Here is a 16794-nt window from a genome sequence, read left to right as displayed (position 1 = left end):
GGTGCCGGGCCTCATGCCCGGCACCCACCGGCCGCGGTTGAAGTGGCGGCTCAGCCGATGCCGAGCAGCGACTGCCCCAGGTACTCCCCCTCCCGGCAGCCGGGCAGGATCGCGAAGACCGCGGACCCGACGGGGGTGGACCAGGTGTTGAACAGGTCCGCGTCCGCCAGCCGTTGCTGCACCGGGACGAACTGGGTGACCGGATCCGCCTGGTACGAGACGAAGATCAGCCCGGAGTCGGACACGTCCTCCCCCGCCGGTGCCTCGTCGTAGTTGTACGAGCGACGGTGCATCCGTTCCGCGGTGTTCGCCGATCGGGCGAGGGCGATGTGCGAGTTCGGTGCGATCACCGTCAGGCCGCCCGGTCCCCGCGCGGTGAAGTCCGGCTCGTCGTGCTCGGCGTCCCCGGTCAGGGGTGCGCCGTCGGACAGCCTGCGTCCCATGACGATCTCGCGTCCCGGACGGTCCAGTTCGTCCCACGCGTCGAGGTCGAGCCGAATCCGGCGGATCACCACCGACGTGCCTCCCGCCAGTGACGACCCGTCGGTGATCCACACCAGGTCGTCGAAGTCGGCGGTGCCTGCCCGCGGATTGACAGTGCCGTCCACCTGTCCCATCAGGTTCCGCATCGTGGTGCCGTCGGGTTCGCTGCCACGGGCCCGGCGGAAACCACGCTGTGTCCACCGGACCGTCGCGACCGAACGGGCACCCTTGAGCAGAACACGTTGGGCGTGCGCGAGGGCCACGGGATCGTCGGAGCCGAGCTGCAACAGCAGGTCCCCGTCGCTCCACCTCGGGTCGAGCCGGTCGATCCCGAACGGCGGCAACGGCGCCAGCCACGCGGGCCGACGCTCCTCGATCGCCGCGGCCGCGAACGCACCCGGCCCGAACCCGACGGTGACGGTCAGCCGGGCGGGCACCGTCGCCAGGTCGGGTTCGGTGTCCGCCAGGGCAGGACGGCCCGCCGCCAGACGCACGGCGTCGTCGGTCCACACCCGCATCAGGCGGATCAGCGCCTCCCGATCCACGTCGGGCCGCAGGTCCAGCCCGACGAAAACGGCGTGCGCGGGCGGCGCGGTGGCGATCCCCGACTGATGCTCACCGTGGAACGGCACGGTCGCGGCGACGGGTGTCTCGGCCCGGACCGCTGCGGTGCCCAGTCCCACCGCGGCCCCGCCCACCGCGGCCCCGCCGAGCGCGACGGCGCCGACTCCGAGCAGTCGGCGCCGGCTCAGCTCAGCCACCGTGCTGCTCCGAGTACTCCTCCTTCGCCCCGGTGAAATCGCGGACCTGGGCCTCGATCTCGGCGGTGCTGCCGTCCGAGAAGGTCAGGGTCAGCGGCAGTCGGGTGCCGGCGCGCACGGGGCCGGTCAGGTCGAACAGCATGATGTGCTCACCGCCGGGTTCGAGCACCTGCTCACCGCGTGCGGGGATCTCGAACCCACCCTCCTTCTCCCGCATCGACATCGAGCCGGCGCCGTCGGACGCCATCTCGTGCAGCTCCACCCGCGACGAGACCGCGGTGTCGACCGAGGTGAGCGTGACCGGGGAGCCGGAGCTGTTGGCCAGGGTGCCGAACACCGCGGTCATGCCGGTGTCCGCGGCCTTCGCCCAGGCGTCGGTGACGCTCACCGCGGCCGCCGCGGATGTGGCCGATTCGGAGTCGGAGGAGCAGCCCAGCAGGGCCGCGCCCATCGTGAACGCGACGCTGCCGGCGAGCAGGGTCCGACGAAAACGGTTCTTCGTCATCATGATTCGGTTGTCCTTCGCTGAAGATCGAGGGGCGCGCACGCGCGCGCCGAAGTGACGTGCCGACCGGGTCGTCGGCACGCAGGGGTGGTCTCTGAGGATCAGACGAGGACTGGAGGGCCGCGACGCGGCAGGCCCGTGCGGCAGAACATCTCGGCGAGCGGCCTGGTCCGGACCGCGACCGGCGCGGAAACAGCAGGGCCGACGGGGTCGATCCGCGCGAGTCGAACGGCGACCACCGCTCGCAGCGCCGCCGCAGAGGCGGGGCCGATCCGCTCCGCGGCGGCGATCAGGCCCGCACAGACGAGGAGCGCGAGGCCGTGCGCGGCGAGCATCGGGCCGCCGGCCACGACCGGGTCGGCGGGATGGTGGCCACCGCCGACCGCCAGGGTCAGATGGGACAGCACCTGCCCGGTGGCGAGCACGACAGGCAGGAACGCCGTGCCCCGGCGCAGCACGGGGACGGCCGCCGTCAGGGCAGCGAGGACGGTCGCCGTCCCGACGAGCAGGACCAGCGTGGAACCCGCCGGAAGACCCCCGCCGGCCGCGCCGTGGGCCGCGACGGCCAGGGCCACGGTGGTTGCGCCGACGGCACCACCGCGCACCCGAGCGGACAGCTCGTCCCCGGCGGTGGTGCACACGCCCACAGGCTACTACATCTCGTCGTAGAACGACGGGAGCACGACTCAGCGCATTAAGACAACTTGACGAGTTGTTGTGTTTTTACAACACTGACGGCATGAGCCCGGTACGGCGCGGGGAGTCCCGCCCCATCTTCAACCGCATCGCCGTGCTCCGCGCGGAACGTGCCCTGAGCCGGGCGGGGTTGGCGGAGCTGATCGAGGTGAACCCGCAGACCGTCGGCGCACTCGAACGGGGCGACCACTACCCCAGCCTCGACCTGGCGATGCGGATCTGCGACGTCTTCGAACTGCCGGTCGAAGCGGTGTTCTCCAGACACCCGTTCACCCCACTCTCCACCGAGCTCTACCGGCGCGACCGAGAGGAAGGAGAGGGCCGCAGTGCCTGAACAGAATCTGATCGAGCGCTACCAGGCAGGCCGGGCGCGACGCTTCCTCGCCAACTCCGAGAAGTGGCAGTCGATGCTGCCCGGGTGGCGCACCCGCAGCCGGCGCCGCATCCTGGTCGGCGGCCTCGCCGTCACCTTCGCGTTCATGCTCACCGTGGGCGTGCTGTGCCACTTCCACGAGCGGGCGCCGCTGCTGTGGCTGCCGGCCTGCCTGCTGTTCTTCCCGATCTGGACGGCACTGCAGATCGCATCCGGGCGACTCGGCGACGCACCGGCCGAAGCGCTCGACGAGTGGGAGATACAGCAGCAGAACGCCGCCCGATCCGTGGGACTGACCATCACCCAGTGGCTGGTGATGATTCCCGTCGCCTACCTGACCATCGGCAGCGTCGTCACGGACGGTGACCACTCGACCATGGCCTACGCGGGCGGCCTGCTCACGCTGACGACGCTGATGATCGGCGGATGCTCGCCGACCATGATCCTCGCCTGGACCAGGCCCGACCCGTACCTCGACGACGATCGCCAGGAGGCGTTGTGAGCGGGAACACCCTTGCCATCGACCATCTTTCGAAACGCTACGGCGATGTGGTCGCCCTCGACGACCTGAGTTTCGAGGTCCACCCCGGCGAGATCTTCGGTTTCGTCGGCTCCAACGGGGCCGGCAAGACCACCACGATGCGGATCGTCCTCGGCGTGCTCGCCGCCGACGCAGGCAAGGTCACACTCGGGGGCCGCCCGGTCGACCTCGAGGTGCGCCGCACCATCGGCTACATGCCCGAGGAACGGGGCCTGTACCCGAAGATGAAGGTCGGCGAGCAGCTGTCGTACCTCGCTGAACTGCACGGTCTTTCCCGATCCGCGGCCAGGACCGCGGTGACCCGGTGGACGGACCGCCTCGGCATCGCCGAGCGGCTCGGTGACACCGTCGACTCCCTGAGCCTCGGCAACCAGCAGCGGGTGCAGCTGGCCGCCGCGCTGGTGCACGACCCCGCGGTACTGGTCCTCGACGAACCGTTCTCCGGACTCGACCCGGTGGCCGTCGACGTGATGAGCGACGTGCTGGTGGAGAAGGCGAACACCGGCGTGCCGGTGGTCTTCTCGAGCCACCAGCTCGACCTGGTGCAGCGTCTGTGCCACCGCGTCGGCATCATCGCGTCGGGTCGGGTGCGGGCGCTCGGGACGGTCGACGAACTGCGCGGGGGCGGCGGCACCCAACTGGTCGTGCGGGCCCCCGACGCCCCGCCCGGATGGGTGGACCACCTGGCAGGCATCCGCACGCTCGAGCACCGCGACGGCCGAACCGTCCTCGAACTCGACCCCGGCGTCGACGATCAGGAAGTCCTCGCCGCCGCGCTGAAAACCGGTCCCGTGCACGAGTTCTCCCAACACCGGCCGTCCCTGACCGAACTGTTCCGAGAGGTGGTGTCCGGATGAGCGCGCCGACTCGGACTGTGGCGCAGGCCCAGGATCCGTCGCCGAGCCACGCCCGCGCCATCGCGCTGGTCGCCCGGCGCGAGTTCCGTGCGCAGACCCGCAAGAAGAGCTTCGTGGTCAGCAACCTGATCGTGCTGATCGCGATCGTCGGCGCGGTGGTGGGCTACTCGCTCTTCTCCGGCGCCGACGAACCCGACCTGGCCTCCGTGGGACTCGTCGGCGACCAGTCCCTCGGCGCCGCACTCGTGACCGCGGGCGACCAGGTCGGCACCGGCATCGAGGTCACCGCGGTCGACGACGAACAGACCGCCCGGGACCGCGTCACCTCCGGCGACCTGGACGTCGCGCTGATCCCGCGCCCGGACGGATCCGCCACCGCCGTCACCGAATCCGAGCTGGAGGCAGGCCTGCGCACCGCCCTCGACGTCGCCGTCGCCACCCGGGCCCAGCAGGAGGCCCTCGCCGCGCAGGGCGTCGACACCACGCGGCTGGCCGCGGCCACCTCGGGTGCAGTGGTCACCGTCGACGCACTCGACCCGCCGGATCCCGAACGCGGACAGCGGGTGGCGCTGTCCGTCACGGCGGTGATCCTGCTGTACATGCAGATCCTCGGGTTCGGCATGTACGTCGCGATGGGCGTGGTCGAGGAGAAGTCGAGCCGGGTGGTCGAACTGCTGCTCTCGACGCTGCGTCCGCTGCAGCTGCTCTGGGGCAAGATCATCGGCATCGGCGCGGTCGGCCTGGTGCAGTTGACCGCGTACGGCGTCGTGGGGGTCGCCGCGGGCCTGGCGACCGGACTGCTCACCGTCACCGGCACCGCGCTGGCGGTGTTCGCGTCCACCCTCGGATGGTTCGTGCTCGGCTTCGCCTTCTTCGCGGTGCTGTATGCGGCGGCCGGGTCGATGGTCTCCAGGCAGGAGGACGTCAACTCCACCGCCATGCCCCTGATGCTGCTGATCATGGCGATGTTCTTCACCGCCTTCTCCGCCGTCGGCAACCCCGACGGCACCCTGAGCAACGTGCTGAGCTGGATTCCACCGTTCTCCGCGATCCTGATGCCGCTGCGGATCGCGGCCGGGGTGGCCGGCCCGGGGCAGGTGATCGGCACCGTCGCGATCATGCTGGCCGCCACCATCGGTGCCTCGCTGATCGCGGCGAAGATCTACCAGCGCTCGATCCTGCGGGTCGGAAAGACGGTCTCCTGGCGGGAGGCATTCGGACGGTGAACGGCCCGGGCTCCGCCGGCCGGCCGACTTCTCGAGGGCTTCAGCCCTGTTCGCGCTGCGCCGCGAGCGATACAGCTCGCTCGAAGGTGTCGACGAGCACCGCACGCCGGGCTTCCTTGTAGTCGGCATCCGGATCGAGATCGTCGATGTACCCGTCCCATGCACGCAGGTACCGGTCACGCCAATCGGCCACCACCGCCACCGCCGGAAAGGTCGCACCAACCCGTCCCGGCTCGACGATCCCGACCAGGATCTCGAGCCACGCCGGCACCATCTCCCCGCCCCACTCATCCGGTTCGAGAGCCGAATCGTCGGATCCGTCGCCGAACTGCTCCGCAATGTCGGCGATGATCCCGTCCGTCAGCGCACTCAATCCGTCCGCAACGGTGTCACTGTCGAAATTCCCCGGACCCCAGACACCCACCGCAATCCTCCCTGCCCGTCGTAACCCTTCTCGGGTGCCCCACCATAGGGGTGCCGCGAGTTCCCGGCCGGGACCACCCCTCGCGATGAACCTGTACCCGCTGACGGCCGGGACCGTTGGCTAATGTCGAGCACATGCCCGCGCGACTGTCCGCCCACGACGTTCTCGACCTGGTCCTCGACGAGGACAGCTACCGGTCCTGGGACACCGCACCGCTCGAGGTGGACGCCGACGCCGGCTACCGCGCCGACCTCGAAGCAGCGCGGGCGAAGACCGGACTCGACGAGTCCGTCATCACCGGGGAGGGCACCGTCCGCGGTCGTCGGGTCGCGGTGATCGCCTGCGAGTTCGGCTTCCTCGCCGGCTCGATCGGCGTCGCGGCAGCCGAGCGCATCGTCACCGCCGTCGAACGCGCGACCGCGCAGCGGTTGCCGCTGCTTGCCTCCCCGACCTCGGGCGGCACCCGGATGCAGGAGGGGACCCTCGCGTTCGTGCAGATGGTGAAGATCGCCGCGGCGATCACCGTGCACAAGGCGGCGGGCCTGCCGTACCTGGTGTACCTGCGGAATCCGACGACCGGCGGCGTGTTCGCGTCGTGGGGTTCGCTCGGGCACGTGACCGTCGCGCAGCCGGGCGCCCTGGTCGGGTTCCTCGGTCCGCGCGTCTACCAGGCCCTGTACGGGGAGGCGTTTCCCGAGGGGGTGCAGACGTCGGAGAACCTGTACGCCAACGGCGTCATCGACGGGGTGGTCGAGCCGAGGGAGCTGCGGCATCTGGTCCCCCGCGCACTGCGGGTGATGACCGGCGAGACGGACGAGTTCGTCGACACGCGCCCAGAACCCGCCGCCATCCCGGACGTGCCCGCCTGGCAGTCGGTGATGCTGTCGCGGCGCGCCGACCGCCCCGGTATCCGGCAACTGTTGCGGTACGCCGCAACCGAGCAGGTGCCGCTTTCGGGCACCGGGCAGGGCGAGGCCGACAAGACGGTGCTGGTGTCGCTGGCACGGTTCCGGGGACAACCGTGCGTGCTGTTCGGACAGGACCGCAGCGGCCAGTCCCCCGAGACGACGATGGGTCCCGGCGCCCTGCGCGAGGCCCGGCGGGCGATGAAACTGGCCGGGGAACTTCGCATCCCGCTGGTGTCGGTGATCGACACCCTCGGAGCGTCGCTGTCGAAGGAGGCCGAGGAGCGGGGCCTCGCCCCCGAGATCGCCCGCTGCCTGGCGGATCTCGTCACCCTCGACACCCCGACGGTGTCGGTGCTGCTCGGTCAGGGCACCGGCGGTGGCGCCCTGGCACTGCTGCCCGCGGACCGCGTGCTCGCCGCGCAGAACGGCTGGCTCGCGCCCCTGCCGCCGGAGGGCGCCAGCGCGATCGTGCACCGCGACACCACCCACGCGCCACGAATGGCCGAGGCACAGGGAATCCGGTCCCGCGACCTGTTGCGCGACGGCGTTGTCGACGCGATCATTCCAGAACTGCCCGACGCCGCGGAGGAACCGATCGGCTTCTCCAAGCGCGTCGGCGAGGCCATCGCGCGCGAACTCGCCTCCCTCGCCGCCGTCCCCGCCGAGCGGCGGGCCGCCGACCGCACCGCCCGCTACCGCAACCTCGGACTGCAGCGATGAGAGCCGACACCCGGGACCACGACTCGGCGGCGCTGGCCCGATTCGAACTGTTCCTGGTCGCGGCGGTGGCCACGGTCCTGGTCACCCGCGCCTACCTCGCCGCGACGGGCTACCCGCAGATTGGGGGCGGCGCACTGCACGTCGCGCACGTGCTGTGGGGTGGACTGCTGATGGCGGTGGCCCTCGTCGCGCTCGGGATCGGCGAGGGCAGCCGGGTCCGACTGCTGTCGGCCCTCGTCGGCGGAATCGGCTTCGGCCTGTTCGTCGACGAGATCGGCAAGTTCGTCACCGCCGACGTCAACTACTTCTTCCAGCCCGCGATCGCGATGATCTATGTCGTGTTCGTGCTGTTCTATCTGATTGCCCGCGAGGCGATCACCCGGGCCGGACTGCCCGACGAGCGGCGGGTGGCGATCGGTGCGGGCGCGATCACCGATCTCGCTCTCAGGCAACTCGACGACGTCCGCCGCCGCGCCGTGATCGGGGTGCTCGACGGGGTCCGCGATCCGCGATTCGCCGATCTGGCGGCCACCCTCCGCGCGGCGCTGATCTCGGAGGCGGTCGCCGACAACAGCGCGGGTACGCGGATCGCCCGCGTGCGCGACACCATCACCCGGCGCACCGACCGGGTGCTCGGGCACCGCGTCGTGCGCCGGCTGGTGCTGGCGCTGTTCGTGATCCAGGCCGTGTTCGCCGTAGCATCGGTGGCCGCCGCACTGTTCGCCGACAACGAGACCGCGGTCGACGATCTCTCCGACACCATGGTCCAACTGTCGAGCACGGTGTCCGGAGCCCTGGCCGTGCTCGGTGTGTGGTTCCTGTGGCGCGGCCCGTACCTGCGTGCGCTGCGGCTGCTGTACGCCTCGATCGTCGTCAATCTCCTGGTGACGCAGGTCTTCCTGTTCGCCCAGGAACAGCTCGGTGCGCTCACCGGATTCGTGCTGTCCCTCGCGATGCTCGGCTGCCTCCGGCTCGCGATCCGCGCGGAGGAGGACGGGGCGGTGAAACAGCCGGCCTGAGAAAGTGTGGAACTACTCCCGCTTTCCGGGCGGAATCCCACACAACTCACCCGGAACCCGGCTAGCTGCCACCCGCCGCGACGGACGGCACGATCACCGCGGCGATGACGGCCGCGTTCACGGCCTCGACGGCCCGGTGGACGGCGACGGCGGCCCAGTCACCGTTCGCGATCTCCTTGGCGCGCTTCCGGATCGCCTTCTTTCCGGCGTCGGGGAACACCTTCGGCGCCGCGTCGACGGCGGACAGCAGCGAGACCAGCGCGGAGGTGCGTGGGTCGGGCGCGGCACCGTCGACGAGGACCGTCCACAGCCTGTCGCGAACCACCCGCTCGTGGGTGGCGTCCACGGACGGCCACGTCTTCGTCGGGAAGATGCCGAGCAGCCTGCCCTTGGACTCGTGCACCCAGCCGCGCTCGACGATCCGGCCGAGCACAGCCTCCTTCAGGCCGGTGCCGAGCTTCTCGATGGCCCGCTCCGGCTTCATCGGCTTCGATCCGCGCAGCTGCGCGACGGCGTGCGCGAGGATCGGGTCCAGCGGCGCCGTCCGATTGGTCAGTACCAGCCGCCCCTTCTTCACGTCCCCGTCCCCCGTCGCCGGTTCGACGATCCCGTCGATGGCGAGATCGAGCAGGACCGCTCCCGCGAGGACCCGGGGCAGCGTGGCCCCGTCCACGACGGGCTTGCCGGTGTCGTCGTCGAGCAGGAGCAGCAGCAGGTCCTCGGCGAGCAGCGTCATGGTTCCCACCGTACGGGCAGGAACCGGCGCAGACGCGCAACGCCCGACGGCGCCGTTCACCGACAATTCACCGCCGCCCGCCGCACCGTGTCGGCCCGACCCGCCGACCAGGCATGTGGGGGCGGGCAAATCCCCTAGGGTGTAGTGCGCATCACAGATGCTGTGCAGTGCGCATCGCAGATGCGGGCACACGGGCAAGGAGAGGACACGAGTCGATGAGTGCAGTCGAGCACGCGAACGGCGCCTACGCCGAGGCATTCCGCGAGAGCGTCGAGCAACCGGAGAGCTTCTGGCTCAAGGCTGCCGAGGCCATCGACTGGGTGACCGCTCCGACCAAGGCGCTCGACGACTCCGCGGCGCCGATGTACCGGTGGTTCCCCGACGCCCGCCTCAACACCTGCTTCAACGCGCTGGACCGGCACGTCGCCGCCGGGCGCGGCGACCAGGCCGCGCTGATCTACGACTCCGCGATGATCGGCACGACCCGCACCTACACCTACGCGGAACTGCTCGACCAGGTGTCTCGGTTCGCGGGAGTCCTCGCCGCCCAGGGCATCACCGCGGGCGACCGCGTCGTGGTCTACATGCCGATGATCCCGGAGGCCGCGATCGCGATGCTGGCGTGCGCCCGCATCGGTGCCGTGCACTCGGTGGTGTTCGGCGGGTTCGCCGCCGCCGAGCTCGCCGCCCGCATCGACGACGCCGAGCCGAAGGCCCTGATCACCGCGTCAGGCGGTCTCGAGCCGGGCCGGACGATCGAGTACCTGCCGATGGTGGAGCGGGCCCTCGGGCTGACCGGCAAGGCTCCCGCGACGATCATCGTCAAGGACCGCGAACAGATCCCCGGCAGCGCCGCCGACCACGACGGCTGGCTGGACTGGGACGCCGCGATCGCCGAGGGCGCCCCGGCCGACTGCGTCCCGGTCGCCGCCACCGACCCGCTGTACATCCTCTACACCTCGGGCACCACCGGAAAGCCCAAGGGCGTGGTCCGCGACAACGGCGGGCACGCGGTCGCGCTGGCCTGGTCGATGCGCAACATCTACGACATCGGCGCCGGTCAGGTGATGTGGACGGCCTCCGACGTCGGCTGGGTCGTCGGGCACTCCTACATCGTGTACGCACCGCTGCTGGTCGGCGCGACCACGATCGTCTACGAGGGCAAGCCGGTCGGCACCCCCGACGCGGGCGCGTTCTGGCGCGTCATCGAGCAGCACCGGGTCCGTGCGCTGTTCACCGCGCCGACCGCGATCCGCGCCATCCGCAAGGAGGACCCGGAGGCCGCCGAGCTCGCCAAGTACGACATCTCCTCGCTGACCACACTGTTCGCGGCAGGCGAGCGGCTCGACCCCGACACCTACGAGTGGGCCGGCGCCAAGCTTGGTGTCCCGGTGATCGACCACTGGTGGCAGACCGAGACCGGCTGGGCGATCTGCGCGAACCTGCGAGGGCTCGAGCCGATGCCGATCAAGGCGGGCTCGCCGACGGTGTCGGTGCCCGGCTACCGGGTGCAGATCGTCGACGGTGAGGGCACCGAGGTCGCGCCGGGCACCGAGGGCAACATCGTGATCAAGCTGCCGTTGCCGCCGGGCACGCTGGCCGGGTTGTGGCGCGACGAGGAGCGCTACGTCAAGTCGTACCTGTCGACGTTCCAGGGCTACTACCTGACCGGCGACTCCGGCTACATCGACGCCGACGGCTACGTCTTCGTCCTCGGCCGCAGCGACGACGTGATCAACGTCGCCGGACACCGGCTCTCCACCGGCGCGATGGAAGCGGTCGTCGCGCAGCACGTGGCGGTCGCCGAGTGCGCAGTGGTCGGCATCAAGGACGACCTCAAGGGTCAGCGGCCCAGCGGCTACGTGGTGCTCAAGGCAGGCGCCGACATCGACCACGAGGTGCTGCGCACCGAACTGGTGGCGATGGTCCGCGACCAGATCGGCGCGGTCGCCACGTTCCGCGACGTGACGGTTGTGCAGGCGCTGCCGAAGACCCGCTCCGGCAAGATCCTGCGCAAGACGATGCGGCAGATCGCCGACCACGAGGACTACGCGGTCCCGTCGACCATCGAGGACCCCGCCGTCCTCGACGCGCTCGCGCGGCTCCTCGGCCCGACCTCGTAGGTCGCCGGGCACGGCCACCGACCCGCACCCGGCGACCGGGACCGGGGCGGTGGCCGTGCCGCTCGGCCCGTACGCCACCGCCGGGGTCACGCGGACCGCGCGGACCCCCGCAACATGCACAATGGCGGGGTGACCGAGACCGCATCCGCCACCGTCCTGGTAGTCGACGACGACGAGGACGTGCTCTCCTCCCTTCGCCGTGGCCTGCGCCTGTCCGGGTTCACGATCCTGACGGCCGGCGACGGGGCGGAGGCGCTGTCCGTGGTCGCGGACCGCGCGCCCGACGCCGTGGTGCTGGACATGAACATGCCCGTCCTCGACGGGGCCAGCGTCGTCACGGCGCTGCGGGCGATGGGCAACGACATCCCCATCTGCGTGCTCAGTGCCCGCTCCTCGGTGGGCGACCGGGTGGCCGGACTCGAAGCGGGCGCGGACGACTACCTCGTCAAACCGTTCGTGCTCGCCGAACTCGTCGCCCGGATCAACGCGATGCTGCGCCGGCGCGCAGCACCGGTTCAGCCCGCCGGACCGACCGGGACGGCCCAGGGCAGCCTCACCGTCGGGTCGCTCGTCATGGACATGCCGGGGCGGCGCGCCGTCCTGGACGGCCACGAAATCGATCTCACCAAAAGGGAATTCGAGCTCCTGGCGGTCCTGGTCCGCAACCACGGCGTCGTCCTCACCCGCGAACGACTGCTGGAGCTGGTCTGGGGGTACGACTTCGTCGCCGACACCAACGTCGTCGACGTGTTCGTCGGATACCTGCGCCGCAAGCTGGAGGCACACGGGCACCCCCGCATCCTGCAGACCGTCCGCGGAGTCGGCTTCGTGCTCCGGGACCCCGCGTGAGGACGACGGCCGTGAGGGCGCCGCGGTGAGCCGGCGGCGGTCCTACTCACTGCGGGCCCGCGTCGCCGCCGCGGCCGCGCTCGGCGCCACCGTCATCGTCGCGCTGCTCGGCATCTTCGTCTCGATCGCGATCTCGCGGAACAACATCGCCCAACTGGACCGTCGACTCGACACCGCGTCCAGCGTGCTGATCGGCAACATCGCGACGGCCGCGTCGTTCCTGCCGTCCTTCGGCGACGGCGGCGCGTTCGCGATCACCATCCGCTCCACCGGCACCGGCGATGTCATCGCCAGTACCCCCACCCGGCTGCCCGCCGTCGACGTCGGCGCCGAGACCGTGCGGGTCGACGGCACGGACTATCGCGTGTCAACCAACGAGATTCCCGACACACCGATGCTGATGTCGCTCGCGGTGCCCGCCTCGGAGGCCCAGGACGTGACCACCGATCAGCGGAAGTGGGTCCTGATCGCCGGGGTGTTCGCGATCGCCGCGGCCCTCGGGCTCGGCTGGGTGTTCGGTGGTCGTGCGGTGCGCCCGATCGTGAAGCTGACCCAGCAGATCGGCAGTGACGCACCGCAACCCACGAAGGTCTCCGGCGTCCGCGAGGCCGAGGAACTGGCCCTCGCGATCGAGAAGATGCTCACCCGGATCGCCGAGGCGCAGGGCCAGACGGAGGCCGCCCTCGAGACCGCCCGAGACTTCGCGGCCGCGTCCGCGCACGAGCTGCGCACCCCGCTGACCGCGATGCGCACCGACATCGAGGTGCTGTCCACCCTCGAACTCGACGAGACGCAGCGCCGCGAGATCCTCGCCGACCTCGCGCGCACCCAGGGCCGGGTGGAGTCCACGCTGTCCGCGCTCGAACGCCTCGCGTCCGGCGAACTGTCCAGCGACCGGGACCACGTGCCCACCGACCTCGCCGAACTGTGCGATGCCGCCGCGCACGACGCGGAGCGTCTGCACCCGGACCTGACGGTCCGCGTCGAAGCCGACCCGTCACTGGTGATCCGCGGCCTGCCCGCCGGGATGCGCCTGGCGGTGGACAACGCGACCGCGAACGCGGTCCGGCACGGCGGCGCCACCGAGGTGGTGCTTGCGGTGCACCGGCGGTGGGACGGCACGGTCCGGCTCACCGTCGACGACAACGGCCGCGGCATCCCGGCGACCGAGCGCGAGATCGTCTTCGAACGGTTCCGCCGCGGCTCCGGCGCCGCGACGGGCGGCTCGGGGCTGGGCCTGGCCCTGGTCGCCCAGCAGGCCCAATTGCACGGCGGCCGAGCATGGTTCGAGGACAGCAAACTCGGCGGAGTGCGGCTGGTGTTCGAGTTCCCCAATCGCCCCTGAGCAGGCTGCGTGCTTCTCCTGTCGAGCCGCGCGTGGCAGGGCACAGGACGCGAAAGGCCCCGTACCGCTTGCGGTACGGGGCCTTTCGAGCGAGTGACCTAGTTGGTGCCGAGCAGGTCGATGATGAAGACCAGCGTCTTGCCACCGAGCGGGTGCCCGGAGCCGGCGGCGCCGTAGGCGAGCTCCGGCGGGACGGTCAGCTTGCGGCGACCGCCGACCTTCATGCCGGGGATGCCTTCCTGCCAGCCCGGGATCAGCCGGCCGAGCGGGAACTTCACCGAGTCGCCCCGCTGGAACGAGGAGTCGAACACGGCGTTCGTGTCGTACTCGACACCGTGGTAGTGCACGTCCACGACCCCGCCGCGCTGCGCCTCGGCGCCGTCACCGACGGTGATGTCCTCGATGACCAGCTCGGTCGGCGCCGGGCCGGTGGCCGGAGCCACCTCGGGCACCGGCGGCGGCACCACGACGTCGTGCAGGTCGATGACGAAGATCAGCGTCTTGCCGGACAGCTGGTGGCCGGAGCCGGCCGGGCCGTAGGCGAGCTCCGGCGGGATGACCAGCTTGCGGCGACCGCCGACCTTCATGCCGGGGATGCCCTCCTGCCAACCGGCGATCAGGCCGGCGAGCGGGAAGGTGATGGACTCGCCGCGCAGGAACGAGGAGTCGAACACCTCGCCACTGTCGAGCTCGACACCGTGGTAGTCGACCTCGACCTTGGCGCCGGGCGTGGCCTCGGCGCCGTCACCGACGGTGATGTCCTCGATGACCAGCTCGGTGGGCGCGGGGCCCTCCCAGGGCTCGATTTCGGGTGCGTTGCTCATCAGCGGTTCCCCAGATCGACGTAGTTGCGCTCGGTGTAGCCGGTGTAGATCTGCCGCGGGCGGCCGATCTTGGTGGCCGGATCCTCGTGCATCTCGCGCCAGTGCGCGATCCAGCCGGGCAGCCGGCCCATTGCGAACAGGACGGTGAACATGCGCGTCGGGAAGCCCATCGCGCGGTAGATCAGACCCGTGTAGAAGTCCACGTTCGGGTACAGCTTGCGCTCGATGAAGTACTCGTCGGTGAGCGCGGTCTCCTCGAGGGCCTTCGCGATGTCGAGGAGTTCGTCGTCGCCGCCGAGCTTGGACAGGATGGTGTCCGCGGCCTTCTTGACCAGCGCGGCACGCGGGTCGTAGTTGCGGTAGACGCGGTGCCCGAAGCCCATGAGCTTCACGCCGTCTTCCTTGTTCTTGACCTTGCGGACGAACTCCTTGGTGTCGCCGCCGCTGGCCTTGATCTCGTCGAGCATCTCGAGCACGGCCTGGTTGGCACCACCGTGCAGCGGGCCCCACAGCGCGTTGATGCCCGCGGACACCGAGGTGAACAGGTTCGCGTCCGACGAGCCGACCATGCGCACCGTCGACGTCGAGCAGTTCTGCTCGTGGTCGGCGTGCAGGATCAGCAGCATGTCGAGGGCCTTGGCGATCTCCGGGTCCACCGCGTACGGCTCGGCGGGGAACCCGAAGGTCATCCGCAGGAAGTTCTCCACCAGCGACAGCGAGTTGTCCGGGTACAGGAACGGCTGGCCCACGGACTTCTTGTACGCGTACGCCGCGATCGTCGGGAGCTTCGCCAGCAGGCGCGTGGTGGACAGCTCCACCTGCTCCGGATCGTCGGGGTCCAGGGAGTCCTGGTAGTACGCCGACAGCGCGTTCACCGCGGACGACAACACCGGCATCGGGTGCGCGTTGCGCGGGAAGCCGTCGAAGAACCGCTTGAGGTCCTCGTGCAGCAGGGTGTGCCGCTGGATACGGGTGGTGAACGCCGCCAGCTCGTCGGTGGTCGGCAGCTCGCCGTAGATGAGCAGGTAGCTGACCTCGATGAAGGTCGAGCTCTCCGCCAGCTGCTCGATCGGGTACCCGCGGTAACGCAGGATGCCCTGGTCCCCGTCGATGTAGGTGATCGCCGACTTGGTGGAGGCGGTGTTGACGAATCCGGGATCGAGGGTGGTGTACCCCGTCGCGGAAAGGAGCTTGCCCAGCTCGATGCCGTCATTGCCTTCGGTTGCCTTGGCAATGGACATCGAGTGTGCGCCACCCGGGTAGCTGAGCGTGGGCGTGGTGTCATCGACAGCGGGCACGGAGGATCCCTCTCAAACTCGAGGCTTTGCGAGTTGCAATAGTCAGTCGCTTAGAGAACCTAGTCGCAGTTACCCGTGCCCGCCCAGGGTGGGTCACCGTTTCGCCCGGGTCAGGACGTAACGAAATGCCCTGACCTGGCGATTGGGTCACGCCGCGGCGATGCCCCAGCTGCCCGACCAGCGTTCGCCCGGCGCGAGCACAACCTGGTCGATCCCGGTGTTGAACGCGTCCGGCGGGCACGTCATCGGTTCGACGGCCAACGCCCGGCCGCGGTCCGGGTAGCCCTGACCGTTCGCGGGGTCGGCGATGAACACCTGCACCCAACCGAATGCCCGGTCCGTCCACAGCATCGCTCCGGACCCGTCCGGGGCCCGCAGCTCGTGCCTGGCCCGGCCGTCGGGGTCGGGGACGATCGAGCTGAAGGGGGTGTCCAGCGAGACCCCCACGAGCGGGCGCGGCACGGTGAAGTCGTACTCGGTGTCGTACACCGACTGCGACGGTCCGCTCGGCAGCATCCGGTCGGGGTCGAGCGGAAGCCTGGTGCCCGCCGTCAGCCGCAGGGTGCACTCGTCGAGAGGGACGTCACCGGCCCGCAGGTACGCGTGCACCCCGAGGCCGAACGGTGCGGGGGTGGCGCCGACGTTGGTCGCGGTGTGCGAGACGGTGAGCCCGTCCGCGCCGAGTTCGTGTACGACGGTCAGCTGCAACGGGTACGGCCAACCCTTGTGCAGCCCGATCCGGATGCGCTGTTCGACCCGGTGCTCGGAGTGCTCGACGAGTTCCCAGTCGTCGCGGCGGACCAGGCCGTGGATCGCGTTGCCGCGGGACGGCTCGGTCAGCGCCAACTGGTGGTCGACGCCGTCGAACCAGAACTTGCCGTCGCGGATCCGGTTCGGCCACGGCGCGAGGACCAGCCCCGCGGACAGCGGTGGCCGTTCCTGCGCGGGCCAGGTCTCGGTCAGTGCCCGTCCCGCGTGGGTGAGCAGCCGCAGGCCCGCACCGCGGGCCACCACCTCCGCCTGGTAGTCGCCGAATCGGATCTCGTACACGGGCACACGCATGAGGCCAGTGTCCACGAATCGCACGACATCGCGACAACTTTCGG

Annotated in this window: 17 protein-coding genes and 1 pseudogene; 9 read left to right on the top strand and 9 right to left on the bottom strand. The window is 70.4% G+C overall.

All coding sequences use genetic code 11. The features are described from left to right. Window positions 1-50: 50 nt before the first annotated feature. The 3 genes from ACWDU4_RS17890 to ACWDU4_RS17880 form a co-directional block, all read right to left on the bottom strand. Window positions 51-1244 carry a Dyp-type peroxidase gene (locus tag ACWDU4_RS17890; protein WP_450115252.1) on the bottom strand — a complete coding sequence of 398 codons (1194 nt, stop codon included), beginning with the start codon at window positions 1242-1244 and terminating at the stop codon, window positions 51-53. Next, window positions 1237-1752, bottom strand: coding sequence for a copper chaperone PCu(A)C (locus tag ACWDU4_RS17885; RefSeq protein WP_450115251.1), 516 nt, complete (start codon window positions 1750-1752; stop codon window positions 1237-1239). The genes ACWDU4_RS17890 and ACWDU4_RS17885 overlap by 8 nt, the downstream gene beginning before the upstream one ends. A 98-nt stretch (window positions 1753-1850) precedes the next feature. Further along, window positions 1851-2390: a hypothetical protein gene (locus ACWDU4_RS17880; protein WP_450115250.1), complete on the bottom strand. Its 540-nt coding sequence runs from the start codon at window positions 2388-2390 to the stop codon at window positions 1851-1853. A 98-nt stretch (window positions 2391-2488) separates the two neighbouring features. Here ACWDU4_RS17880 and ACWDU4_RS17875 point away from each other — a divergent pair, with 98 nt between their 5' ends. The 4 genes from ACWDU4_RS17875 to ACWDU4_RS17860 are packed head-to-tail and all read left to right on the top strand — an operon-like array spanning window position 2489 to window position 5442. Beyond that, window positions 2489-2779, top strand: a complete 291-nt coding sequence (locus ACWDU4_RS17875; RefSeq protein ID WP_450115249.1) for a helix-turn-helix transcriptional regulator — start codon at window positions 2489-2491, stop codon at window positions 2777-2779. Then, window positions 2772-3320: a hypothetical protein gene (locus ACWDU4_RS17870; RefSeq protein ID WP_450115248.1), complete on the top strand. Its 549-nt coding sequence runs from the start codon at window positions 2772-2774 to the stop codon at window positions 3318-3320. The genes ACWDU4_RS17875 and ACWDU4_RS17870 overlap by 8 nt, the downstream gene beginning before the upstream one ends. Then, window positions 3317-4216 carry an ABC transporter ATP-binding protein gene (locus ACWDU4_RS17865; RefSeq protein ID WP_450115247.1) on the top strand — a complete coding sequence of 300 codons (900 nt, stop codon included), beginning with the start codon at window positions 3317-3319 and terminating at the stop codon, window positions 4214-4216. Before ACWDU4_RS17870 ends, ACWDU4_RS17865 begins: the two co-directional genes overlap by 4 nt. Beyond that, window positions 4213-5442 carry an ABC transporter permease gene (locus ACWDU4_RS17860; protein WP_450115246.1) on the top strand — a complete coding sequence of 410 codons (1230 nt, stop codon included), beginning with the start codon at window positions 4213-4215 and terminating at the stop codon, window positions 5440-5442. Before ACWDU4_RS17865 ends, ACWDU4_RS17860 begins: the two co-directional genes overlap by 4 nt. Window positions 5443-5482: 40 nt before the next feature. Here the strand turns inward: ACWDU4_RS17860 and ACWDU4_RS17855 are convergent, their stop codons facing one another. Next, window positions 5483-5866, bottom strand: coding sequence for a DUF4259 domain-containing protein (locus ACWDU4_RS17855; RefSeq protein WP_450115245.1), 384 nt, complete (start codon window positions 5864-5866; stop codon window positions 5483-5485). 134 nt (window positions 5867-6000) lie between these two features. Between ACWDU4_RS17855 and ACWDU4_RS17850 the strand changes: the two genes are divergently transcribed. After that, window positions 6001-7494 (top strand): carboxyl transferase domain-containing protein, encoded by a 1494-nt coding sequence (locus ACWDU4_RS17850; protein ID WP_450115244.1) that lies wholly within the window; start codon window positions 6001-6003, stop codon window positions 7492-7494. Further along, window positions 7491-8513: a hypothetical protein gene (locus ACWDU4_RS17845; RefSeq protein ID WP_450115243.1), complete on the top strand. Its 1023-nt coding sequence runs from the start codon at window positions 7491-7493 to the stop codon at window positions 8511-8513. Before ACWDU4_RS17850 ends, ACWDU4_RS17845 begins: the two co-directional genes overlap by 4 nt. A 61-nt stretch (window positions 8514-8574) precedes the next feature. On the opposite strand, the gene ACWDU4_RS17840 is transcribed toward ACWDU4_RS17845, so the two are convergent. Beyond that, window positions 8575-9249 (bottom strand): GOLPH3/VPS74 family protein, encoded by a 675-nt coding sequence (locus ACWDU4_RS17840; RefSeq protein ID WP_450115242.1) that lies wholly within the window; start codon window positions 9247-9249, stop codon window positions 8575-8577. Between the two features lie 215 nt (window positions 9250-9464). On the opposite strand from ACWDU4_RS17840, the gene ACWDU4_RS17835 reads away from it, so the two are divergent. The 3 genes from ACWDU4_RS17835 to ACWDU4_RS17825 all read left to right on the top strand — a co-directional run bounded on the left by ACWDU4_RS17835 (window position 9465) and on the right by ACWDU4_RS17825 (window position 13566). Next, window positions 9465-11372: a propionyl-CoA synthetase gene (locus ACWDU4_RS17835; protein ID WP_450115241.1), complete on the top strand. Its 1908-nt coding sequence runs from the start codon at window positions 9465-9467 to the stop codon at window positions 11370-11372. 114 nt (window positions 11373-11486) lie between these two features. Then, entirely contained in the window at window positions 11487-12221 is a 735-nt protein-coding gene (locus tag ACWDU4_RS17830) for a response regulator transcription factor (RefSeq protein ID WP_450115240.1), read from the top strand. A gap of 25 nt (window positions 12222-12246) precedes the next feature. Beyond that, window positions 12247-13566, top strand: coding sequence for a sensor histidine kinase (locus ACWDU4_RS17825; RefSeq protein ID WP_450115239.1), 1320 nt, complete (start codon window positions 12247-12249; stop codon window positions 13564-13566). A gap of 98 nt (window positions 13567-13664) precedes the next feature. On the opposite strand, the gene ACWDU4_RS17820 is transcribed toward ACWDU4_RS17825, so the two are convergent. The 4 genes and pseudogenes from ACWDU4_RS17820 to ACWDU4_RS17805 all read right to left on the bottom strand — a co-directional run bounded on the left by ACWDU4_RS17820 (window position 13665) and on the right by ACWDU4_RS17805 (window position 16750). Continuing rightward, on the bottom strand, window positions 13665-14018 hold the full coding sequence (locus ACWDU4_RS17820; RefSeq protein ID WP_450115256.1) for an FKBP-type peptidyl-prolyl cis-trans isomerase: 354 nt from the start codon (window positions 14016-14018) through the stop codon (window positions 13665-13667). Between the two features lie 18 nt (window positions 14019-14036). Then, a pseudogene (locus ACWDU4_RS17815) lies at window positions 14037-14390 on the bottom strand (FKBP-type peptidyl-prolyl cis-trans isomerase); the annotation flags it as partial. Then, the gene (locus tag ACWDU4_RS17810) at window positions 14390-15688 is read right to left on the bottom strand and encodes a citrate synthase (RefSeq protein ID WP_450115238.1); all 1299 of its coding nucleotides are present in this window, start codon (window positions 15686-15688) and stop codon (window positions 14390-14392) included. The pseudogene ACWDU4_RS17815 and the gene ACWDU4_RS17810, both read right to left, overlap by 1 nt. 147 nt (window positions 15689-15835) lie before the next feature. Next, entirely contained in the window at window positions 15836-16750 is a 915-nt protein-coding gene (locus tag ACWDU4_RS17805) for an aldose 1-epimerase family protein (protein WP_450115237.1), read from the bottom strand. Between the last annotated feature and the right edge of the window lie 44 nt (window positions 16751-16794).

This window comes from Rhodococcus sp. NPDC003348 (assembly GCF_053589375.1).
Note: the sequence above shows the minus strand (reverse complement) of the source record. Positions and strands in the feature narration are given on the sequence as shown.